The sequence below is a fragment of the Pseudomonas sp. LjRoot71 genome, from assembly GCF_964253255.1.
Taxonomy (GTDB): domain Bacteria; phylum Pseudomonadota; class Gammaproteobacteria; order Pseudomonadales; family Pseudomonadaceae; genus Aquipseudomonas.
This window is the reverse complement of record NZ_CAXURA020000001.1, coordinates 2,987,451-3,010,107: the sequence shown is the minus strand read 5'-3', so window position 1 is coordinate 3,010,107 and position 22,657 is coordinate 2,987,451. Positions and strand designations below refer to the sequence as shown.

Genomic DNA, 22,657 nt, shown 5'->3' with positions numbered 1-22,657 from the left:
GGTGAACGTTTCCCTTCGAGAACGCCCATGCTGCGAAGTAAAGGATTTACCCTCATAGAACTGATGATCACTGTCGCCATTCTGGGCGTTATCCTGGGGCTTGCGGTTCCTGCCATGGGCGACTTTGCAGTTCGTCAACGCGTCAGCGGGCAAGCCAGTGAACTGATGCTGGCGCTCGCCTTCGCACGCTCAGAGGCGGTCAAACAGAATAGAGAAATCGCCGTACTGCCCGCTACCAACGCTGCTACTGGCTGGGCCGATGGCTGGTGTGTAGGCCCAGCCACTGGCGCTGACGCAATGGATAACTGCACCAGCAATAACCGTTTGCGTAATTTTCAAGCCAAATCTGGCGTGACGGTCAACAGCAACTTCCTACAAGCAAGCAACAAGCTGGTATTTCAGCGTGACGGTACCTGCTCGCTCTGCGGCAGCACGCCCTTCAAGATCAGCTCCACCAAGCTCAAAGCGACCCCCACCGATGCCCGCTGCATAGACATCAACCGGCAGGGCCGCCCAACACTTCGCAAAGTCAGCCGTGACACGGCGTGCAACTGAGAAGGATGAGACAGTTCATGCACACATACAGTCCAAATCAATCCGGCAGCTCCCTGATTGAAGTCCTTATCACGCTGTTGATCTTTACCGTCGGCATGCTCGGCTTGGCCGCACTGCAACTCAATGCTTTGCAAGGTTCCAGTGACAGCGCCCAGCGCTCGCAGTCCACCTGGATCCTGCAAGACATCGCCGAGCGCATTCGCGCCAACCCTGCGGGTACCGCCGCCCAATATGCCGCAGCCCCCGTCTGCGCAAACCCTCCTACGGCGCGCTGTGCGGATTACTACTCTCCGGCCACTTCGGCAAAGGTTGCGGCCCAAAACTGTACAGCAGCACAGATGGCTGCTTTTGACCGCTGGGAAGCACAGTGCAGCTACGCCAACCTGGCCTCCAACACCATCAATGGCCGCTTTACCAGCCGCGACTTTATTACCCCGCCTGCCGGCGATATCACACTGGGTGTCGCAGCAGTAGGCAACACAATAACCCTGCAAGGCTTCTGGCTTGGCCGTGTAGCCAAAAATACCTTTGCGCCCGCTATTCCCCCCTTTGAGGTGCACCGATGAGCATCAGCTACTTCACCACATTGCGCCGCACTCAGCTGGGTTTATCAGTAGTTGAGCTTATGGTTGCGATGGCGCTAGGGCTGCTCTTGATGACCGGCGTCATTCAGGTTTTCCTCTCCAGCCGGCAAACCTATGCAGCCAACGAAGCCATGGGCCGACTGCAGGAGAACGGACGTTTTGCACTTGAGTTTATTGCCCGTAGTGCGCGCATAGCGGGTTACACAGATCCAATTTATGCAGGTAATAAACCATCAACACTTGTACCAACAGATACCTGCAGCGGTTTTCCTGCAGACATCTGTAATAATATTTCCCCTACTTTGAGCGTCGGCACTGACACTATAGCCTTTGTATACCAACCACCCAAAATTGACGACAAGCGCCGCGACTGTCAGGGAACAGAAGTCGCCGATAATGTGCTAATTGTTAGCCAGTACTATGTATCAGGCGGCTCTCTTCGTTGCCGTAGTTATGACTTAAAAAACGGCACTTGGATTGTTGACGCCACCGCCCGGGAACTAATCTCCGGCGTTGATAGTTTACAAGTGCTCTACGGCATAAATACCAGCGGCGACTCCCGCAGTGCCAATCAGTACGTATCAGCCGATCGTGTCACTAATCTGAATAAATGGAACGACGTCCGCGCCGTGCGCATATCCGTGCTGGCCAATTCGATTGACAACCTGACACCCGCACCTGCTGGTCGCAACTTTGTTCTGCTCGATGCTGCGCCGCTGGCATTCAATGACAGTCGTGCCCGGCAGATTTTCAGCACCACCATCCAGCTCAAGAACACCTTTTGAGGCGAACCATGCGCAACTTGCCTAGAGACTCTCGCAGCCAGCAAGGCGCCACTCTTATCGTGGCGCTGGTCTTCTTGCTGGTACTGACCATCGCCGGTGTAACCGCCATGCGTTTCTCCACATTTGAAGAACGCATGGCCAGTAATACTCAGTTCCGCAACCAGGTGTTCCAGCAGGCGCAGAATGAACTGCGTGCACAATTGCTGGCCTTTAATACCAACCTTGCCAATCGAGCACCGTTGTTGGCAGCGATGGCCTTCAAGGGCTCCTCGAAAACGGCAGAGGAAGTAACAGCTCTAAAAAACGTCGGCCTACCTGCAACTTCTGGAGCGACCGTGGCGATTACACCAATCACCGGTACTCAAAGCGCCTCAAATACCGTTCGTTACGTTCAGGAGAAACCCTGCGAGGACGGCTCCAGCGTTGAGCGATTTATTTGCATTGATTTTCACATGGAAGCACGGGCAGAGCTCGACAGCGGAACCTACTCCTGGCAAGCCCAGGGCATGACCTTCCAGAACAACAAGTGAGCATATAACCATGAGCACACGTATCTGCTTCGCCCTATTCAGCTTCTTGCTCAGCTTCAGCAGTTTTGCCCAAGAGCAATCCAACAACGAGCCCTTGATTCGAATCATCGAAATGGAGCGCCTTATCGTCAGCTGGAGCCCCAACGACACAAGCCTCGGCCGTGTCATGGCCTACACCTGCCAGGAATGCCCAGCCACCAGTATGACAATCGACCCCAGCGCCCAACTGGAGATCAATGGTCAACTACGCCCGATCAGTGAACTGGCACTCAAAGTCGATTGGGCCGGAGCCATTACGGTCACCGACCAGGCGCCGACCCATATCCTCAAGTTTTCCATGTACTAAGACTGGAGAAAGATCATGTTTAAACTAAGACCAGTCGCCCTTGGCATCAGCGCCTTCATTTACGGGTTTATGACCTTCAATACTGCCCTGGCTGATGACACCGAAATTTATGTTCCACGTGACTTGCCTGCCGATCAACAGGTACGTCCGAACATTCTGTTTGTCCTCGACTCTTCGGGGTCAATGGGGAGCACCGTCGCCAACAGCGCCATCCCCCCGAGCAAAACAAACCGAACACGCCGGCAGGTTATGCAGGCGGTTGTTAATGACCTGATCAATGATTTGAAAGCCAAGGAAGACGTCAACATAGGTTTTATGCGTTTTGACGGAAATGACGGCGGCTATGTACTGAGCCCGGTACAGCGCTTAACGACTACCAATGCGGCGACCATGCAGACAGTAGTCAACAACATCCCTGCAAATGGCAACACGCCGATGCTGGAAACCTATTACGAAGCCTATCGCTATATGTCAGGGCAAAACCGGGTATGGGGTGATAATAGTGTTTCGTCGTCCAGAAGCGGTGAGAAATATATTTCACCGATAGAACACAGCTGCCAGAAGTCACACATTATCTATGTAACGGACGGCGAGCCAACTCAAGACCAGGGCTCTAACGCTGCCGTACGCACACTCGTCACTAATAAGAACACGCTCTATCCTGCCTCATCCTGCGGTAATAACAATGGTCAGTGCCTGCCACATCTTGCTGAATACATGGCCAGTCAGGACTTATTTCCGGCGCCAACACCTTTTTCTGACCCGACCAACCGTAAGCAAACCGTTACATCGCACTTTGTTGGTTTTGCAGTCAACCTGCCTATATTGCAAAATTCTGCAGCTGCCGGTGGCGGCAGTTACTACACCTCGGACAATGTATCCGGCCTGACCGAAGCTCTTAAAGCCATCATCGTTGACATCACAGCAGAGAACACTTCCTTCGCTGCACCAAGCGTGGCGGTAAGCGCCTTTAACAACCTGGGCTTCCGTAACGATCTTTATTACGCATTGTTCCGCCCGGCGGAAGGCGCTAACTGGCCCGGTAACGTCAAGCGTTACAAGCTGGGCCAAGATATTGCTGGAAACCCATTGATCGTTGACCAGAACGGAAATGCTGCCATTGATGACAGCACCGGGTTCTTCAGCAACAGCGCCTCCAGCTTCTGGTCTACCGCGCCAGATGGCAGTGATGTGGCCAAAGGTGGGGTTGCCGGGCGCCTGCTCGACCCTGATACACGGAATATCTTTACCTGGACGGGCACTGACAGGACAGCAACAGCCAGTGCAGGAGTTACCGATGCTGTTAGCCTTAACTCAGCGAGTTATAGACTGACTAGCGCAAATAGTGCACTGACCAATGCAATGCTGGGGGCTGGCAATACCACGCAAAAAGACCGGTTCATTAACTGGGCCCGGGGCAAGAATACCGATGGCACAAACCGCCTTGCAATTTCTGACGTACTGCATAACGAACCCAAACTGGTTGCCTACGTTACAGACGAAGACCTTGCACGTGTAAACAACGCACCGCTGACCTCTCCAGAACAGCTGTATATGTTCTTCGGATCGAACGAGGGGTTTATTCATGCTATCGACCCCAAAACTGGCAATGAAAAATTCGCCTTTATTCCTAAAGAGCTTTTAGCTAACCCTGGCGCCTATTTAACTAATGCCAAAGGCTCCAGCAGCAAAAAGTACGGTATGGACGGCCAGATCAACCTCTGGACCAAGTACCGTGAGGCGACAGCAGGCAATGGCGATATAGCAGCCAAGCGCCGCGTGCTGGAAAAGGCCACACTTTATGCAGGCATGCGCCGTGGCGGCAGCAACTACTACGCGCTGGATGTCAGCAATATTGATGCACCGGCCTTCAAGTGGATGATCAAAGGGGCCTATAACCCCACCCCAACTCCTGGCTTTGAAAAGCTCGGCATGACCTTCTCCGCGCCTAAACTGGCCGACGTGAAGATCAATAATGTGCAAACCAAAGTACTAATTTTCACCGGTGGCTACGATAAGGATCACGACACCATCGGCGCCAACGCACCCAAGGCTGACAATATCGGCAACGCGCTGTTCATTGCAGATGCTGAAACGGGCAAACTGCTCTGGCGCGCGGGTAGCAACAGCGACACAGGTGCCAACCTGCAGATCAGCAGCATGACCAACAGCATGCCGGCCGACCCAACAATCGTCGATATCAATGGTGACGGTCTTGCTGACATCATTTATGCCACCGACCTGCGCGGCCAGGTGTTCCGCTTTGATATCAATAATGTCAACACTGGTATAGCTACTGGCTTTGCCACCGGTGGACGGATCGCTCAACTGGGCGGCACAACCGCTGCAAATAACCGCCGCTTCTTCGGCTCTCCAGACGTGGCACTGATTCGTGAGCGTGGCGGCAAGACCTATTTCACCATCTCAGTCGGCTCAGGCTTTCGTGAAAGCCCACTCAACACTGAAACCGATGATCGCTTTTACGTGCTGCGTGACAGCAACGTATTCGAAAAACCGACCACCTACACCACCATCACCGAGAGCGACCTGACTAACGTCACCGGCTTCGATCTGAGTGCAGCTGATACCGCTGCGACTCAGGCAACCATTCAAGGGCTGGAAGCACAAATGCTGGCCCTCAACAATGCCGTTGATGGTGCCAGACAGAATTTCGTCGACTACCGTGCAGGCATTGGCCACACCGCCAAGCAGAATGCTGCCTCCCAGGCATTGAGCGATGCCAACGCACGGCAGCTGCAGATCGACGAGATTCTCACCGACGACCCGTACCTGGTCGACAACAACGAGAACCTGCAGCAACAGAGCAAACTGCAGAGCAGCCTGGAAAAAGCTCAGGCGGCACTGGCCAAGGTTCAGCAACTCTATCTGGATACCCTGGCACTGGCTGACTCTGCAGATGCAGCAGCCTTGGACACTGCACGCATTGCTGCTGACGCGGCCAATACCGCAGCAGCCAATGCCTACGCGGCCGCTCAACCTATAGCGGATGCTGATGCAATTACTGCAGCCAACGCGGAAGCGGCTGCTGTTTTGGCCGAGACTGAGGCCGCCAATGCGGCTCAGGCTCAGGCAAATGCACAGCAGGTCAAAGACCAGGCAGATCAGGAAGCTGCAGATGCGCTGACAGCCCAAACTGCTGCGGCAGCAGCCTTAACAGCAGCCAATACTGCTTTGGCAACTGCCACCGCTGATAAAGCTGCTTCTGCTGCTGCTTTAACCGCTGCTGGAACAGCACTTGCTGACGCACAAGCTGAAGTTACTGCAAAGCAGGCTGATGTAACTGACGCAGCTGCAGCTGCAGCTGCAGCTGCAGCTGCAAACCCCTACGATGCTGCTGCTGACCTGGCAGCCCAAGAAGCCCTGGCTGATGCTCAAGCAGACTTGGTCGCAGCCCAGAATGCAGAAAGTACTGCCGTTACTGCGCTTACCAATGCTACTTCCGCAGATACCACAGCTCAGGCAAACCTTAATTCTGCAACAGCAGCCGCAAACGACGCAGCGTCAGCCAAAACTGCCGCTGATAATCTGGTCACCACAACAGCAACGGCTGCAACAGCAGCAGCAAACAATTTGACTGCCGCAACCACTGACGCAACAGACAAGGCAACCGCTGCCACAAACCTACGTAACACTGCAACTACCGCCCAGGCTACCGCAAACGCTTCAGCCCTGGATGCAGCCACCAAACTGGCCGCACGAGATGCAGCCCAAGCCGCACTTGCAGCCGCAAATCAGGCTCATGCTGACGCAGTGCTCAATGACAATAACCTTGCCGCTCTTGTGCTCACCAAAGACAAAATGGCCTATGAATATGCACGACTGACTGAACTGCAGCGCTCCTTGGATGACTCATTCGCATTCATCAAAAACAAGGAAGCAGAAGTTCTTGCTGCTAAGGCAGATCCTGCGCGCACTGATGAAGTCGCCAATCTGCAGGCCGAACTGGAAGTCTTGAGAACAGACTATGCGGCTCTTGCTTTTATCGAAACACGGGAAAACCTTAATGCCGGATCACCTAGCAAGCTGGACACCTTGCTAGCCGCGATTCAAAGCGCGCTGGATATGTCAGGAGCAACTGCCGATGTCATTACAGCAGCCAACTCAGCATTGGCCGCACTGGCTGCAGATGCTGACATTGGTGATCTTCCAGTCGGCTTCCCCTATAACTATGCCGACCTCCTGGACCGCACAGAAGCCGCCAAGGCGGCCACGCTGAGGGCTGCTGCAACCAACAGCCAGACCATTGTTAATCAGATCGCAACCCTGTTGTCCGAACAGGCAGCGCTGATTGCATCGGGTAATGCCTTGCAGGCTGAAGCGGATGTGCTGGCAGCACAGGCCTATAACCCTGCCAGTGCACTGCTTTCCGCAGTGCAACTCACTGCACTGCAGGCGCAAACCGCACCGGAAACACCAACGTTCTTCGATGCTTACCAATTTCTGATTGATCAGGCCCTGGCCAATGCAGCAAGCACCGTCAACGGCCTGCCGCACTTGCGCAAAGAAATTGATAAGGAGTATGCCAAGCTGACCCCGGGCAACAGCTATACGCCCAACACCAGCCTGCTGGCGGCCAGCAAAGGTTTCTACCTGAAGCTGCCACGGGGTGAGAAGGTGCTTTCCACTTCGATATCCTTCCGCGGTGCTGTGTTCTTCAGTACCTTCAGCCCTCGCGGACAGGCCGTTTCTACCTGCGGCTCAGACGTGGGCCGCGGACGCGCCTATGCCCTGAGCTTGGTCGATGCCAGCGCTCTGTATACCGAAACAGCCTCCGACGGCACCAAGAACCCGGTACGCAGCTTCGACTTGAAACGCTCGGGGATTCCGCCAACCCCGTCGGTGATCCTCTCCGAGGGCAAACCTACTGTACTCATTGGTACCGAAATCCTTCGCAATGATTGCGTGGATGGTGCGGAAGTTTGCCGAGCTGGCGATGCAGTCAAAGCGACATACTGGAGAGAGAATTGATGAAGCAACAAGGTTTCAGTCTGATAGAACTGATGGTTGTGGTGGCGATAGTCGGCATTCTTGCCGCTATCGCCTACCCGAGTTACCAGAACTATGTATTACGCTCTGGCCGAGCTGACGGCCAGGCCAAACTAATGGAAATACTCCAAGCCCAAGAACGCTTCTACTCACAGAACCAGACCTATACGGCCAATTTGGGTGCAGGGGGGTTGGGCTATGGTGTTGCTGCCGATGCAGCAGTTGCATCCGACGAGCGTCGATACAACATCACTGCTCAAGCATGCGGCGGTAGTATTGCTCGCTGCGTAGTCCTAACGGCTGCTCGTGTGGGCGCTCAGCTACAGGATAACGAATGCGGCGACCTGACATTGGATAGCCGTGGAACCAAAGGTGAAGCAGGGACAGGGACTGTAGAGACCTGCTGGTAACAGGCTCATGGCAGCAAAAACGCAAAAGCCGACTCGAATGAGTCGGCTTTTGCGTTTAACCCGAAATAGACCGTCACACTTGCTTTAGCCGTAGTTCCTTCGGCATCGAGAACGTCACGTTCTCTGGGCGCCCCAGCAGCTCTTGGGCGCCTGTTGCGCCCCACTCGCTCAGTTGCTGAATTACGCCTTGCACCAGCACTTCAGGCGCTGATGCACCTGCCGTAATGCCGATACCCGCAACACCTGCAAACCACTCCTGCTTGAGGTCTTCTGCACCATCGATCAGGTAGGCGGGGGTGCCCATGCGTTCGGCGAGTTCACGCAGGCGGTTGGAATTGGAGCTGTTGGGGCTACCGACCACCAGCAGCACATCGCATTCGGCGGCGAGTTGTTTGACGGCGTCTTGGCGGTTTTGGGTGGCGTAGCAGATGTCATCCTTGCGCGGGCCGCCGATGGAGGGGAATTTACTGCGCAGGGCATCGATGACCTTGCTGGTGTCGTCCATCGACAGGGTGGTCTGAGTGACGAAAGCCAACGCTTCAGGATTACGTACCTGTAGTTCAGCTACGTCGTTTTCATCCTCGACCAGATAAATCGTGCCACCGTTGCTGGCGTCGTATTGGCCCATGGTGCCTTCGACTTCCGGGTGGCCTTCGTGGCCGATGAGGATGCATTCGCGCCCTTCTCGGCTATAGCGCACCACTTCCATATGCACTTTGGTCACCAGCGGGCAGGTGGCATCGAAGACTTTCAGGCCGCGTCGATCAGCTTCGCTGCGCACCGCCTGGGAGACGCCGTGGGCACTGAAGATGACGATCACGTCATCCGGCACCTGATCCAACTCCTCGACAAACACCGCGCCGCGCGAGCGCAAGTCTTCGACCACGAACTTGTTGTGCACCACTTCATGGCGCACATAGATGGGCGGACCGAAGACTTCCAGGGCCCGGTTGACGATCTCAATGGCGCGGTCGACACCGGCACAGAAGCCACGGGGATTGGCGAGTTTGATATGCATGGCGGGTATCTCGACGGTAGGCCTTGCGGACTAGTGTACGGCGCGGCCGCACGCACTGGGGAAGCAATCTGTATAGGCCGCCGTGATCGCGAGGATCACGCGGGAACACTCAAGGCTAAAGCCCGCCCTCACAGGAGCGGACTAAACCTTAGAGCGCTTTGACCTCAATAATCTCCACCTCAAAGCTCAGCGCCTTGCCAGCCAACGGGTGGTTGAAGTCGATGGTTACCTGGTTATCGTCAAAGGCTTTGACCACACCCGGCAACTCGGCATTGGCGGCGTCGTTGAAGATCACCAGCAGGCCCTCCGACAACTCCATATCCTGAAACTGGCTGCGCGGCATGACCTGGACATTCTGCGGATTGCCTTGACCAAAGCCCTGCTCCGGGCTGATCGACAGGCTGCGCTTGTCGCCGGCTTTCAAGCCATAAATAGCCTGCTCAAAGCCTGGTAGCAGGTTGCCGTCACCGACCTTGAAGGTGGCGGGTTTTTTATCGAAGGTGCTGTCCACTACATCGCCGTTGTCCAACTTGAGGGCGAAATGCAGGGTCACTTCCCTGTCCGGACCGATACGCACGTCAGTCATTTGCCTGTTTCTCCGGACTTTTCACTCTTGAACATATCCAGCGCCAGCAGGATGGCACCGCCGGTAATCGCCATATCGGCCACGTTGAAGGCCGGGAAGTACCACTGCTGATGCCAGTGCAGCAGGATAAAGTCGACCACATGACCAAACACCACGCGGTCCACCAGGTTGCCCAACGCGCCGCCCAGCACCAACGCCAACGCCACGGCCAACCAAGTTTCACCCGGTTTGAGGCGTTTAAGCCAGACCACCAGCACTGCACTGACCACCACGGCAATCGCGGCGAAGAACCAGCGCTGCCAGCCAGCCGCATCAGCCAGGAAGCTGAAGGCGGCACCGGTGTTGTAAGCCAGGGTCCAGCTGAAGTAATCGGGGATGATCACGATCTGCTGGTACATGGTCAGGTTGTTGTCGAACCAGAACTTGCTCGCCTGATCGACCACAAACACCAGCAGACTCAGCCATAGCCAGGCTAAACGCCCGAAACGACTGGCATTAGGCGTGCCGTTATTAAGCATAATGACGAACCTCGCCCGCGCCTTCGATGTTGTCCACGCAGCGACCGCAGATTTCCGGATGCGCCGGGTTCACGCCAACATCCTCGCGGTGGTGCCAGCAACGGGCGCACTTGGCGTGGCCTGACTTCAGCACTTTCAGCTTGAGCCCGGCAACTTCAGTCTCAACGGCATCGTTTGGCGCACTGGAGAGCGGTGCCAGGCTGGCGGTGGAGGTGATCAGCACAAAACGCAGCTCATTGCCCAGCTTGTTCAGATCACTGATCAGGCTGTCTTCAGCGTACAGGGTCACTTCCGCCTGCAGGTTGCCGCCAATGGCCTTGGCTGCACGCAGGTTTTCCATTTCCTTGTTTACCGCGACCTTGACCGCCATAACGCGTTCCCAGAACGCACGATCCAGCTCGAAACCTTCCGGCAACTCGCTCAGGCCCTGATACCAGCCATTGAGCATCACCGACTCGTTGCGCGCACCCGGCAGGTATTCCCACAGTTCATCGGCGGTGAACGACAGCACCGGGGCGATCCAGCGCACCAGGGCTTCGGCGATGTGGAACAGCGCGGTCTGGCAGGAGCGACGCGCCACACTGTCAGCAGCGGTGGTGTACTGACGGTCCTTGATGATGTCGAGGTAGAAACCACCCAGCTCCTGCACACAGAAGTTGTGCACCTTCTGGTAGACGTTCCAGAAGCGGTAGCTGTCGTAGGCTTCTTCGATTTCGCGCTGCAGCAGCAGGGCGCGATCTACGGCCCAACGGTCCAGCGCCAGCATGTCCTCGGCAGGCAGCAGGTGCTGCGCCGGATCGAAGCCACTGAGGTTGGAGAGCAGGAAGCGCGCGGTGTTGCGGATACGCCGGTAGGAATCGGCACTGCGCTGCAGGATAACCTTGGATACGGCCATCTCGCCGGAGTAGTCGGTGGACGACACCCACAGGCGCAGGATGTCAGCACCCAGGCTGTCGTTCACCTCTTGCGGCGCGACCACATTACCCAAAGATTTGGACATCTTGCGACCGTTCTCGTCGACCACAAAACCGTGGGTCAGCAGCTCTTTGTACGGCGCGTGGCCGTCGATGGCCGCGCCGGTCAGCAGCGAGGAGTGGAACCAGCCGCGGTGCTGGTCGGAGCCTTCCAGATACAGATCGGCACGCGGACCGTTGGCATGCCCTAGGTTGTGCGAGCCGCGCAGCACGTGCCAGTGTGTGGTGCCGGAGTCAAACCAGACGTCCAGGGTGTCACTGATCTTGTCGTAGTCGGCGGCTTCATCGCCCAGCAGCTCAGCGGCGTCCAGCTTGAACCAGGCCTCGATGCCCTCGTGCTCGACACGTTTGGCCACGTCCTCCATCAACTCGGCAGTGCGCGGATGCAGCTCACCCGTGGCCTTGTGCAGGAAGAACGGGATTGGCACGCCCCAGTTGCGCTGACGCGAGATGCACCAGTCCGGACGCCCAGCAATCATGCTGTGCAGGCGAGCCTGACCCCAGGCGGGGACAAACTGGGTTTGTTCGATGGCTGCCAGCGCGCGCTCGCGCAGGGTGCCGCCTTCGTTAGGCTGCTTATCCATGCCAACGAACCACTGCGCGGTGGCGCGGTAGATCAGCGGAGTCTTGTGGCGCCAGCAATGCATGTAGCTGTGCTGGATGCCTTCGTGCTTGAGTAGCGCGCCGACTTCTTCCAGCTTGGCAACGATGGCCGGGTTGGCCTTCCAGATAAACTGGCCGCCAAAGAACGGCAGATCGCTGACATACACGCCGTTGCTCTGCACCGGGCTGAGGATGTCGTCGTTGCTCATGCCGTAGCCTTTGCAGGAACGGAAGTCGTCCTCGCCATAGGCTGGAGCCGAGTGCACCACACCAGTGCCAGCACCCAACTCGACATACTCGGCCAGATACACCGGCGCAAAGCGCTCGTAGAACGGATGACGGAAGCGGATCAACTCCAGCGCCGCGCCTGGAGCGGTGGCGATGACTTCGCCTTGCAGGCCATAACGGGCCAGGCAGCCTTCCACCAGCTCTTCGGCCAACAGCAGCAGACGCTCGCCGGTATCGACCAGCGCGTAGGTAAATTCCGGGTGGACGTTAAGCGCCTGGTTAGCCGGGATGGTCCACGGCGTGGTGGTCCAGATCACGATGGAAGCAGGTTTCGGCAAGCTGGCCAGGCCAAACGCAGCGGCCAGCTTGTCGGCGTCTTCAACCACGAAGGCCACGTCGATGGCGTCGGACTTCTTGTCCTGGTATTCGACCTCGGCCTCAGCCAGTGCGGAACCGCAATCGAAACACCAGTTGACCGGCTTCAGCCCCTTGAATACGAAGCCCTGCTTGACCATCTCGGCCAGTGCACGGATCTCGCCGGCTTCGTTGGCAAAGTCCATGGTCTTGTACGGGTTGCCCCAATCACCCAACACACCGAGACGAACGAAATCAGCCTTCTGCCCCTCGATCTGCTCACCGGCGTAGGTGCGGCAACGCTCACGGGTCAGGTCGGACGGCTGATTCTTGCCAAAGGTGGTTTCCACCTTGTGCTCGATCGGCAGACCGTGGCAGTCCCAGCCCGGTACATAGGGCACGTCGAAGCCGGCCAAGGTCTTGGAACGGGTGATGATGTCCTTGAGGATCTTGTTGACCGCATGACCGATGTGGATGCTGCCGTTGGCATAGGGCGGGCCGTCGTGCAGAACGAACTTCGGCCGACCTTCGCCTTGCGCGCGCAGCTTCTGATACAGGCCAATCTCGTTCCAGCGCTGCAGAATCTGCGGCTCGCGCTGCGGCAGGCCGGCTTTCATCGGAAATTGGGTATCAGGCAGATTCAGCGTGGCTTTGTAGTCGGTCATCTCAGGCTCTTCGTAAGCGATTGGCACCCAGCAGTTGAAACCGGGGCTTAAACGCGCCAATGGGCACGGGCGGCAGCAATATCGGCAGCAATGGCCGTCTTCAATGCCTCAAGGGAGGCGAAACGCTGCTCATCGCGCAGCTTGTGGTGGAAAGCCACCGTCAAACGCCGGCCATATAAATCACCGGCAAAGTCCAGCAAATGCACTTCCAGATGAGCGCGACCATCACCCGCCACACTTGGGCGCACACCAATGTTGGCGACGCCCGGCCAGGTTTGGCCGTCAATCTCGGTGCTCACCAGGTACACGCCCTTGAGCGGCACCCGCTTGCGCTTGAGTTGCACATTGGCAGTCGGTGCATCCAGTTGACGCCCCAGTTTCTGCCCATGCAGGACACGCCCGGCGATCTGGAAAGGTCGCCCGAGCAGGTGTTGCGCCAGGGCGAAATCCCCAACGTCCAGAGCTTCACGCACCCGCGTACTGCTGACGCGAATACCATCCAACTCAACCGTGGTAGCGGCCTCGACACTGAAGCCTTCGCGCTCCCCGGCTTCCGCCAGAAAGGCAAAATCACCTGCACGATCACAGCCAAAGCGGAAATCGTCGCCCACTTCCAGGTGCTGCACACCCAGGCCTTCCACCAACACACGGTCGACGAACTCGGCAGCACTGAGCTCGCGTAAACGCCGGTTGAAACTCAGGCACAAAACCCGATCAACGCCCTCGGCCGCGAGCAAGGCGACCTTGTCGCGCAGCCGCGCCAAGCGTGCAGGGGCAGCATCCGGAGCAAAGAACTCGCGCGGCTGCGGCTCGAAAATCAACACACAGCTGGGCACACCAAGCTCGGCGGAGCGCTCACGCAAACGCGCCAAGATGGCCTGATGACCACGATGGACGCCGTCGAAATTACCGATGGTGGCAACACAGCCCCGATGTTGGGGCCGCAGATTGTGTAGGCCTCGAACCAGCTGCATAGCGCGCTTCTTGCTCATAAAGTGGCCGATTATACGCACACCGCGCAGCGGACAACAGGCGGCAAATCAGTTGCCTATAGAATCGGATTACGATCTTGCGAGCTAGAGTCCTGCAAGGCAAAAACAGGCGAGGACGCGGAGTGTACGAGCTGCGCATGAGCATTCCGAGCCTGCTTTTAACGCCGCAGGGCCGACGCGCAGCAGATCGTAAACCGCTTCTCAGAGTGCGCTGCGTCGCGCAAAGTCCCTCAACCGAAAACCCAGCAGCGCCAGCACGGCCAAATAGGCCAGCATCCCCACACTCACCAGCCCCCCCAGGCGCAACAAACGCCAAAGCATGGTGCCGTCCGCCCAGGCGGGCAACTGCTGCATGACCAGTAGCAGCACACCCACCATCGTCGACAATGCCAACACCAGCTTGCAGAGGAATAGCGCCCAACCGGGCTGCGGCTGAAACATGTCACGCTTGCGCAGCTGCCAGTACAACAGCCCCGCATTCAGGCAGGCGGCCAAACCGATGGCCAGCGCCAAGCCGGCATGCGCCAAGGGAATCACGAAGATAAACAGTACATTCATCGCCTGGGTCGCCAGCAGCGTCACCAGACCGATACGCACCGGCGTCTTGATGTTCTGCTGGGCGTAGAAGGCCGGCGCAAGAATCTTCACCAGAATGATCCCGACCAAACCCAGCGAGTAGGCAATCAAAGCACGCTGGGTCATCAAGGTATCGGCAGCGGTAAATTTGCCGTACTGAAATAGCGAAGCAATCAGCGGCTCGGAAATGATCGCCAGCGCTACCGCACTAGGCAGCGCCAGTATCAGACAAAGACGCAATCCCCAATCGAGCAGTTTGGAATAATCCTCACGACTGGCACCGGCATGAGTTTTCGACAGGGCCGGCAGCAGAATGGTGCCCAGCGCCACGCCCAGCACACCGGCCGGCAACTCCATCAAGCGGTCAGCGTAATACATCCAGGACACCGAACCGGCGACCAGAAAGGACGCGAAGACGGTGTTGATGATCAGCGAAATCTGGCTGACCGACACCCCGAAGATGGCCGGCCCCATCTGCCTCACCACCCGCCACACGCCGGCGTCCTTGAGGTTCAGCCGCGGCAGCACGAGCATGCCGATCTTGTGCAGATGCGGCAGCTGAAACAGCAACTGCGCCAAGCCACCCACCAGCACTGCCCAGCCCAGCGCCATGATTGGCGGATCGAAATAAGGCGTCAGAAACAGCGCGAAGACGATCATGCTGATATTCAGCAACGTCGGCACAAAGGCCGGCACCGAAAAGCGGTTCCAAGTATTGAGCACCGCGCCGGCCAGCGAAGACAGGGAGATCAGCAGAATATAAGGAAAGGTAATGCGCAGCAGATCAGTGGTCAGCGCAAAGCGCTCCGCCTCATCCGCAAAACCCGGCGCAGATACCCAGACAATCCAGGGCGCCGCCAGAATACCGATAAAGGTCACCAGCGCCAGCACCAGGGTCAGCAAACCACTCACGTAGGCCAGGAAGGTGCGCGCCGCCTCATCGCCCTGCTGGGTTTTGTACTCGGCCAGAATCGGCACAAAGGCCTGGGAAAATGCGCCCTCGGCAAAGATCCGGCGCAATAGGTTGGGTAATTTGAACGCCACCACAAAGGCATCCGACGCCACGCCAGCCCCGAAGGTGCGGGCAATGATGGTATCGCGTACAAACCCCAGCACCCGCGAAAGCATGGTCATCGAGCTGACAGCGGCCAACGACTTGAGCAAATTCATGTAATATCCCGGCTCCGCAAACCAGCACTGGCGCACAAAGGCGTCGAGTGTAACGGGCCGCCACTGGTCAGGCCAGCACAGGGAAAAGCCAACAGGCTTGACAGCACCCCCTCATATCGGCATGATTCGCGGCCTTATTTGTTTGTAACCCCCCAGTTTTTTTCGAGGAGCTTGACGGTGGCCAATACACCTTCTGCCAAAAAACGCGCAAAACAGGCTGAGAAGCGTCGTAGCCATAACGCCAGCCAGCGCTCCATGGTTCGTACCTACATCAAGAACGTGGTCAAGGCTATCGAAGCCAAAGACCTCGATCTGGCTAAAAACGCCTACACCCTGGCTGTGCCGGTAATCGACCGTATGGCCGACAAAGGCATCATCCACAAGAACAAAGCAGCTCGCCACAAGAGCCGCCTGAATAGCCACATCAAGGCCCTGGGCGAAGCTGCTGCAGCCTAAGCGGCAAGCACTCGCTGCTGTTCTTGAAAAACCGGCTTAATCGCCGGTTTTTTATTGCCTGAAAAACACCAACCATAAAAAAGCCCGAATGATTTCGGGCTTTTTTCAATCACAACTCCCAGCTCAGGGCTTTTCCGGCCAGGGCAGAATTGGAATGGCGGTCACCGCATTCTGCGGACTGCCTTCAATTACCCGATCGCTGTAGACCAGATAGACCAGGGTGTTGCGCCTCTGATCGAAGAAACGCACCACCTGCATGGTCTTGAACACCAGCGAAGTGCGCTCACGAAACACCTCTTCGCCCTCTTTGAGCCTATCCAGAAAGCTGATCGGCCCTACCTGACGGCAAGCAATCGACGCCTCGGCACGGTCCTCGGCCAGACCTAGACCACCCTTGACCCCACCAGTCTTGGCGCGCGACAGGTAGCAGGTCACCCCCGCCACCTTCGGATCATCAAAGGCCTCGACGACAATCTTGTCGTTCGGCCCCATGATTTTGAACACCGTCGACACTTCACCAATCTGCTCAGCCGCCACCAACCCAGGCAACAGCACCAGCACACCCAGCAATCCCTTTAGTACTCGCATCAACTTCCCCTCATACCAGGATCAAATTATCCCGATGCACCAACTCGGGCTCGTCAACATACCCCAGCAGCTTCTCGATGGCATCGGAAGGCTGGCCAATGATCTTTTGCGCCTCAAGCGCGCTGTAATTGGCCAGGCCACGGGCAATCTCACGACCATCCGCCGCCACACACACGACCATCTCGCCACGCCGGAAGCTACCCTGCACCGCCTTGACACCCACTGGTAACAAGCTCTTGGTACCAGTGGCCAGAGCCTTGACCGCGCCATCGTCGAGCACCAGCGTGCCGCGCGTCTGCAGATGCCCAGCCAGCCACTGCTTACGCGCGGCCAGCATGCCGCGCTCAGGCGCCAGCAGCGTACCCAGACGCTCACCCGCCTTGAGCCGTGCCAACACCTGCTCGATGGCGCCACCGACGATTACCGTGTGCGCACCAGAACGCGCAGCCAGCCGCGCAGCGCGCAGCTTGGTTTGCATGCCGCCACGCCCCAGCGCACCACCGACACCACCCGCGACAGCATCCAACGCCGGATCATCGGCACGCGCCTCAAAAATCAGCTCGGCATCCGGATTGTGCCGCGGGTCGGCGTTATACATGCCGTCGCGGTCGGTAAGGATTACCAGCAGATCAGCCTCGACCAGGTTGGCCACCAATGCCGCCAGGGTGTCGTTGTCGCCAAAGCGAATCTCATCAGTGACCACGGTGTCGTTCTCGTTGATCACCGGCACGACATCCAGATCAACCAAGGTACGCAGCGTACTGCGCGCATTCAGGTAACGCTTACGATCCGAGAGGTCATCGTGGGTCAACAGAATCTGCGCCGTGCGCCGGCCGTGCTCGGCAAAACTCGACTCCCAGGCCTGAACCAGAACCATCTGACCGATCGCGGCAGCCGCCTGCAGTTCATGCATGGCGCTCGGTCGCGCGCTCCAGCCCAGCTTGCTCATCCCCGCCGCCACCGCCCCCGAGGACACCAGCACCAGTTCGACGCCCTGCTCGCGTAGCGCCACCATCTGCTTGACCCATACCGCCATGGCCGCACGATCCAGACCACGACCATCGGCCGTCAGCAACGCACTGCCAATCTTCACCACCCAGCGCTGAGCACCGGTTACCTTGTCACGCATGATCATCCAACCCTAGCCGCGACCTGTGATTACAAAAACGCCGCAATTAAGCGGCGTTTTGTAGTTGCTTAATCCCGGACGTAAATGATTTCCGGGCCATCCTCTTCGTCTTCTTCATCCCAGAAGCTGTCGTCTTCATCGACGTCACCAACCGCCTTGACCCCGGAACGACGCAGCGCACGCTTGTCATCCAGCGCTTGCAACTGAGCACGCGCCTCGTCTTCGATGCGGGCATCCAGCTCAGCCAGCTCAGCGGCGTATTCCGGATTTTCCTGGATGCGCTCAGCGCGCGCCTCAAGGAAGTCCATGATGTCATAACAGAGCTTTTCAGTGCCTTGGCGTGCCAGTGCGGAAATCACATAAACCGGACCATCCCACTCAATCCGCTCGACGATTTCAGCAACCCGCGCCTCCTGCTCCTCATCGAGAATCTGATCAGCCTTGTTCAGCACCAGCCAGCGCTCACGCTCGGCCAGCGCCGGGCTGAACTTGGTCAGCTCAGCGATGATGGTGGCGGCGGACTCGGCCGGATCGGTCAAATCCAATGGCGCCATATCGACCAGATGCAGCAGCAGGCGGGTACGCGACAAATGCTTGAGGAAGCGAATCCCCAGACCCGCACCGTCAGACGCCCCCTCAATCAACCCCGGAATGTCGGCGATGACAAAGTTCTTGTAGCGATCCACGCTGACCACGCCCAGGTTCGGCACCAGCGTAGTGAACGGGTAGTCGGCCACTTTCGGCTTGGCTGCCGATACCGAGCGAATAAAGGTGCTCTTGCCGGCATTCGGCAAACCCAACAGGCCGACATCGGCCAGCACCTTCAGCTCCAGCTTGAGATCACGCGCCTCGCCCGGCTTACCCGGCGTGGTCTGGCGTGGCGCACGGTTGGTACTGGACTTGAAACGGGTATTGCCCAGACCGTGCCAACCACCCTGCGCCACCAGCAGGCGCTGACCCGCCTTGGTCAGGTCGCCAATCACTTCCTGAGTGCCGGCATCAATCACCGTGGTGCCAATTGGTACGGGCAGGATCAGATCTTCACCCTTGGCACCCGTGCAATCGGTGCTGCCACCCTTCTCGCCATTCTGCGCCTGGAAACGACGGGTATAGCGATAATCCACCAGGGTATTGAAGTTCTCGACCGCCTCGATATACACCGAACCGCCGTCGCCGCCATCACCACCGTTGGGACCGCCCTTCTCGATAAACTTTTCACGACGAAAAGCCATCATGCCGTTACCGCCGTCGCCGGCTTTTACATAAATCGATACTTCATCGACGAATTTCATGGGTACGCCTCCCGCAACAGAGCGGGTTATCTAAATCGAGAAACACTAGGCTCTTGCAAAATTGACCTGCATTCAAAACAAATGCGAACACCCAGGACAGTTTGGCAAGAACCCCAAGAATACAGAAACAAAAAAGCCCCGTCGCAAGGACGGGGCTTTCCCAGCAGTCGCGCAATTAAGCCGCAACGACGCTCACGTAACGGCGGTTGAACGCGCCTTTTACTTCAAACTTGATCACGCCTTCGATTTTCGCGAAGAGGGTGTGATCTTTACCCATGCCAACGCCGTAACCAGCGTGGAATTGGGTACCGCGCTGACGCACGATGATGTTGCCTGCTTTGATAGCCTGGCCGCCATACATCTTCACGCCAAGTCGTTTGGCTTCTGAGTCGCGACCGTTGCGGGTACTACCGCCAGCTTTTTTGTGTGCCATGAGTTCAATACTCCTATAAAGGGATCAGACCGAAACGAATCAGGCCTGGATACCGGTGATTTTGATCTCGGTGTACCACTGACGGTGGCCCTGGCGCTTCATGTGGTGCTTACGACGACGGAACTTGATGATGGTGACCTTGTCGTGACGGCCTTGAGCAACCACTTCAGCCACAACTTTGGCACCGTCAACAACCGGAGCGCCGATTTTTACGTCGTCGCCATTGCCGACCAGCAGAACACGGTCAAAAGTCACAGCTGCGCCAGTGGCCAGCTCGAGTTTTTCGACCTTGAGGAATTCGCCTTCGGTGACTTTGTATTGCTTGCCACCAGTAACAATTACTGCGTACATGGTAAATCTCCGTTAATCCTGCTCACCCAGCGCTTTATAGGAATAAGTGTCGGCTGGCATGGCTGCTTGGGGCCGGAAGGACACCCTTGCAATTGCGTAAGGCAGGGAAATACCCAGGGGGAAGTTCAGGGTGCGCGATTGTACGCAAGCTGCCCGCACGACGCAAGGCCCAGACGCCCGCGCCCAGCCACTCGCCTTGACAGCCCCTACCCTGCCCCCTAGCATGCCGCGCAACCCATGAGTAGCAGGTGCAAGCGATGCAACCCCAGGCTTTCTACCGCGTGGTGGCGGATGACTTTACCGCCGTCGACGGCATCATCCGCGCCCAACTGGTGTCGCGCGTACCGCTGGTAGAGAAGATCGGCGACTATATTATCTCCGCTGGCGGCAAACGTCTGCGGCCGCTTCTCGTTCTGCTCAGCGGCAAGGCCCTGGGCCTTGAAGGCGACAACCTGCGCCTGCTGGCCGCTACCATCGAATTCCTGCACACCGCCACCCTGCTGCATGACGACGTGGTCGACATGTCCGATATGCGTCGCGGCCGCAGCACTGCCAACGCCCAGTGGGGCAACGCGCCGAGCGTGCTGGTTGGCGACTTCCTTTATTCGCGCTCCTTCGAAATGATGGTCGAACTCGGCTCCATGCCGGTGATGAAGATCCTGTCCAAGGCCACCCGAGTGATTGCCGAAGGCGAAGTGCTGCAACTGTCGAAGATCCGCGACGCCAGCACCACCGAAGAAACCTATATGGAAGTGATCCGCGGCAAGACCGCGATGCTCTTCGAGGCCTCGACCCATAGCGCCGCCGCACTGGCGGAAGCCAGCAGCGAGCAGAGCGAAGCCCTGCGCACCTTTGGTGATCATCTGGGCGTGGCCTTCCAACTGGTCGACGACCTGCTCGACTACAAGGGTGATGCCAGCACCCTGGGCAAGAACGTCGGCGACGACCTGGCCGAAGGCAAGCCGACCCTGCCACTGATCTACACCATGCGCGAAGGTACGTCCGAGCAGGCCGCACTGGTACGCCAGGCGATCCAGAAAGGTGGCATTGAGGATCTGGAGAGTATCCGCAATGCCGTGGAAGCTGCCGGCGCACTGGACTACACCGCCCAACAGGCACGCGATTACGCTGAACGCGCGATTGCCTGCCTGGATGCATTGCCCGCCAGCGAATACCGCGACGCCCTGATCGAACTCAGCCGCTTTGCCGTAGCCCGCACGCACTAAAGCCGCCTGAACAAACAAAAGCCCGCCCATATGGTGGGCTTTTTATTGCCTACGATACGCAGCAGCCTCACCAAACGACGAAAGGCAGCGATTAATCCTTGCTATAAATACAATAAGAATTATTCTCATCTAACCATTTAAAGGGAGATGAGTCATGACCTATCTGATTGATGCTTGGCTGGACCGCCCGCACCCTTACCTGCGCATACTCAACCGCAACACCGGCGAAGTCTGTGCCCTGCTCCAGGAAGAAGCGCTGGATGAGCTGCGAGATCAGGGCGACCTGGATCTGCACGAGCTGAACTCCAGCGAGCCGCTGGTGCTCAAGGAGTTGGTGCGCAATCTGTTTCTTTACTGCTACGCCCGGGCTTTGCGCCCCTGACTATCCGCGCTTAAACGCATCGCGGGCATGGCCCGCTCCTACACAAGACTTGCTGGAGCCTCGCAGGAGCGGGCCATGCCCGCGATGGAACAGAGACTAAAGATCTCGCGAGCTAGAGTCCTACAAGGCAAAAACAGGCGAGTAAGCGGAGTGTACTTTTGTACATGAGCATTCCGAGCCTGTTTTTAACGCAGTAGGGCCGACGCGCAGCAGATCGTGGAGCGATCTCTTAAAGAACGTCCAGCAGCTCCACATCAAACACCAGCACGCTGTGCGGCGGGATGCTGCCCACGCCTTGTGCGCCATAGGCCAGCTCGCTCGGCACATACAGGCGCCATTTGCTGCCAGCGTTCATCAGTTGCAGGGCTTCGGTCCAGCCGGCGATCACGCCGCCCACCGGAAACTCAGCCGGCTCGCCACGCTCGTAGGAGCTGTCGAACACGCTGCCGTCGATCAGGGTGCCGTGGTAATGGGTACGCACGGTGTCTTCACGGGAAGGCTTGGCGCCACTGCCAGCGGTCAGCACTTCGTATTGCAGACCGGACGCCAGTACGGTGATGCCGTCACGCTTGGCGTTCTCAGCCAGGAAGGCCAAGCCTGCACCTGCAGCAGCCTCAGCCTTGGCGGCGGCTTCGGCTTGCATGATGTCGCGGATGACTTTGAAGCTGGCCGACAGCTCGGCTTCGCTGACGCGGCTTGGCTGGCCGTTGAAAGCGTCAGTCAGGCCAGCCAGGATGGCCTCCAGGCTCACGCCCGGCGGTGGGTTGTCGCGCAGCTGACCACCCAGCTGACGGCCAATGCCGTAGCTGACGCGAGTTTCGTCAGTCGAGAGATTGAGTTCAGACATGGCACGGCTCCGCTAGGGGCTAAAAAAGGTCGGCCAGACTAGCACAAACCGC

Annotated in this window: 22 protein-coding genes; 10 read left to right on the top strand and 12 right to left on the bottom strand. The window is 57.7% G+C overall.

What is annotated here, in order from left to right; all coding sequences use genetic code 11:
- The first annotated feature begins 27 nt into the window (after positions 1-27).
- The 7 genes from ACSQ17_RS14130 to ACSQ17_RS14100 are packed head-to-tail and all read left to right on the top strand — an operon-like array spanning position 28 to position 8,217.
- Entirely contained in the window at positions 28-555 is a 528-nt protein-coding gene (locus ACSQ17_RS14130) for a GspH/FimT family pseudopilin (RefSeq protein WP_436069322.1), read from the top strand.
- A gap of 5 nt (positions 556-560) precedes the next feature.
- Entirely contained in the window at positions 561-1,121 is a 561-nt protein-coding gene (gene pilV / locus ACSQ17_RS14125) for a type IV pilus modification protein PilV (RefSeq protein WP_436069321.1), read from the top strand.
- Positions 1,118-1,924, top strand: a complete 807-nt coding sequence (locus ACSQ17_RS14120) for a PilW family protein (RefSeq protein WP_436069320.1) — start codon at positions 1,118-1,120, stop codon at positions 1,922-1,924. Before pilV ends, ACSQ17_RS14120 begins: the two co-directional genes overlap by 4 nt.
- Before the next feature lie 8 nt (positions 1,925-1,932).
- Complete coding sequence (locus ACSQ17_RS14115; protein WP_436069319.1) at positions 1,933-2,454, top strand: pilus assembly PilX family protein; 522 nt, start codon at positions 1,933-1,935, stop codon at positions 2,452-2,454.
- 10 nt (positions 2,455-2,464) lie between these two features.
- Positions 2,465-2,800, top strand: coding sequence for a hypothetical protein (locus ACSQ17_RS14110; RefSeq protein WP_422911236.1), 336 nt, complete (start codon positions 2,465-2,467; stop codon positions 2,798-2,800).
- Positions 2,801-2,815: 15 nt separating this feature from the next.
- Positions 2,816-7,789, top strand: a complete 4,974-nt coding sequence (locus tag ACSQ17_RS14105; protein WP_436069318.1) for a PilC/PilY family type IV pilus protein — start codon at positions 2,816-2,818, stop codon at positions 7,787-7,789.
- Complete coding sequence (locus ACSQ17_RS14100; protein ID WP_436069317.1) at positions 7,789-8,217, top strand: type IV pilin protein; 429 nt, start codon at positions 7,789-7,791, stop codon at positions 8,215-8,217. Before ACSQ17_RS14105 ends, ACSQ17_RS14100 begins: the two co-directional genes overlap by 1 nt.
- Positions 8,218-8,290: 73 nt before the next feature.
- On the opposite strand, the gene ispH is transcribed toward ACSQ17_RS14100, so the two are convergent.
- From ispH to murJ, 6 genes are all read right to left on the bottom strand, one after another.
- Entirely contained in the window at positions 8,291-9,235 is a 945-nt protein-coding gene (gene ispH / locus ACSQ17_RS14095) for a 4-hydroxy-3-methylbut-2-enyl diphosphate reductase (protein ID WP_436069316.1), read from the bottom strand.
- Positions 9,236-9,383: 148 nt separating this feature from the next.
- Positions 9,384-9,821 (bottom strand): FKBP-type peptidyl-prolyl cis-trans isomerase, encoded by a 438-nt coding sequence (gene fkpB / locus ACSQ17_RS14090; protein ID WP_436069315.1) that lies wholly within the window; start codon positions 9,819-9,821, stop codon positions 9,384-9,386.
- Positions 9,818-10,339, bottom strand: coding sequence for a signal peptidase II (gene lspA, locus ACSQ17_RS14085; RefSeq protein WP_436069314.1), 522 nt, complete (start codon positions 10,337-10,339; stop codon positions 9,818-9,820). The genes fkpB and lspA overlap by 4 nt, the downstream gene beginning before the upstream one ends.
- The gene (gene ileS, locus ACSQ17_RS14080) at positions 10,332-13,163 is read right to left on the bottom strand and encodes an isoleucine--tRNA ligase (RefSeq protein WP_436069313.1); all 2,832 of its coding nucleotides are present in this window, start codon (positions 13,161-13,163) and stop codon (positions 10,332-10,334) included. Before ileS ends, lspA begins: the two co-directional genes overlap by 8 nt.
- A 47-nt stretch (positions 13,164-13,210) precedes the next feature.
- Positions 13,211-14,137 carry a bifunctional riboflavin kinase/FAD synthetase gene (gene ribF / locus ACSQ17_RS14075; RefSeq protein WP_233683650.1) on the bottom strand — a complete coding sequence of 309 codons (927 nt, stop codon included), beginning with the start codon at positions 14,135-14,137 and terminating at the stop codon, positions 13,211-13,213.
- 219 nt (positions 14,138-14,356) lie between these two features.
- The gene (gene murJ, locus ACSQ17_RS14070; RefSeq protein WP_436069312.1) at positions 14,357-15,901 is read right to left on the bottom strand and encodes a murein biosynthesis integral membrane protein MurJ; all 1,545 of its coding nucleotides are present in this window, start codon (positions 15,899-15,901) and stop codon (positions 14,357-14,359) included.
- Positions 15,902-16,078: 177 nt separating this feature from the next.
- Here murJ and rpsT point away from each other — a divergent pair, with 177 nt between their 5' ends.
- Positions 16,079-16,357 (top strand): 30S ribosomal protein S20, encoded by a 279-nt coding sequence (gene rpsT, locus ACSQ17_RS14065; RefSeq protein ID WP_436069311.1) that lies wholly within the window; start codon positions 16,079-16,081, stop codon positions 16,355-16,357.
- 123 nt (positions 16,358-16,480) lie between these two features.
- On the opposite strand, the gene ACSQ17_RS14060 is transcribed toward rpsT, so the two are convergent.
- The 5 genes from ACSQ17_RS14060 to rplU all read right to left on the bottom strand — a co-directional run bounded on the left by ACSQ17_RS14060 (position 16,481) and on the right by rplU (position 20,150).
- Positions 16,481-16,945 carry a CreA family protein gene (locus tag ACSQ17_RS14060; protein ID WP_436069310.1) on the bottom strand — a complete coding sequence of 155 codons (465 nt, stop codon included), beginning with the start codon at positions 16,943-16,945 and terminating at the stop codon, positions 16,481-16,483.
- A gap of 10 nt (positions 16,946-16,955) precedes the next feature.
- Positions 16,956-18,074 (bottom strand): glutamate 5-kinase, encoded by a 1,119-nt coding sequence (gene proB, locus ACSQ17_RS14055; RefSeq protein WP_436069309.1) that lies wholly within the window; start codon positions 18,072-18,074, stop codon positions 16,956-16,958.
- Between the two features lie 68 nt (positions 18,075-18,142).
- On the bottom strand, positions 18,143-19,366 hold the full coding sequence (gene cgtA, locus ACSQ17_RS14050) for an Obg family GTPase CgtA (RefSeq protein ID WP_436069308.1): 1,224 nt from the start codon (positions 19,364-19,366) through the stop codon (positions 18,143-18,145).
- 175 nt (positions 19,367-19,541) lie between these two features.
- Positions 19,542-19,799, bottom strand: coding sequence for a 50S ribosomal protein L27 (rpmA, locus tag ACSQ17_RS14045; RefSeq protein WP_085584170.1), 258 nt, complete (start codon positions 19,797-19,799; stop codon positions 19,542-19,544).
- A gap of 39 nt (positions 19,800-19,838) precedes the next feature.
- A complete protein-coding gene (rplU, locus tag ACSQ17_RS14040) occupies positions 19,839-20,150 on the bottom strand; it encodes a 50S ribosomal protein L21 (protein ID WP_160013129.1) in 312 nt (103 codons plus the stop codon).
- Positions 20,151-20,407: 257 nt separating this feature from the next.
- Here rplU and ACSQ17_RS14035 point away from each other — a divergent pair, with 257 nt between their 5' ends.
- Positions 20,408-21,376 carry a polyprenyl synthetase family protein gene (locus ACSQ17_RS14035; protein ID WP_436069307.1) on the top strand — a complete coding sequence of 323 codons (969 nt, stop codon included), beginning with the start codon at positions 20,408-20,410 and terminating at the stop codon, positions 21,374-21,376.
- A gap of 154 nt (positions 21,377-21,530) precedes the next feature.
- Positions 21,531-21,758 carry a PA4570 family protein gene (locus ACSQ17_RS14030; RefSeq protein ID WP_436069306.1) on the top strand — a complete coding sequence of 76 codons (228 nt, stop codon included), beginning with the start codon at positions 21,531-21,533 and terminating at the stop codon, positions 21,756-21,758.
- A 229-nt stretch (positions 21,759-21,987) separates the two neighbouring features.
- Here the strand turns inward: ACSQ17_RS14030 and ACSQ17_RS14025 are convergent, their stop codons facing one another.
- Entirely contained in the window at positions 21,988-22,605 is a 618-nt protein-coding gene (locus ACSQ17_RS14025; protein ID WP_436069305.1) for an FKBP-type peptidyl-prolyl cis-trans isomerase, read from the bottom strand.
- Between the last annotated feature and the right edge of the window lie 52 nt (positions 22,606-22,657).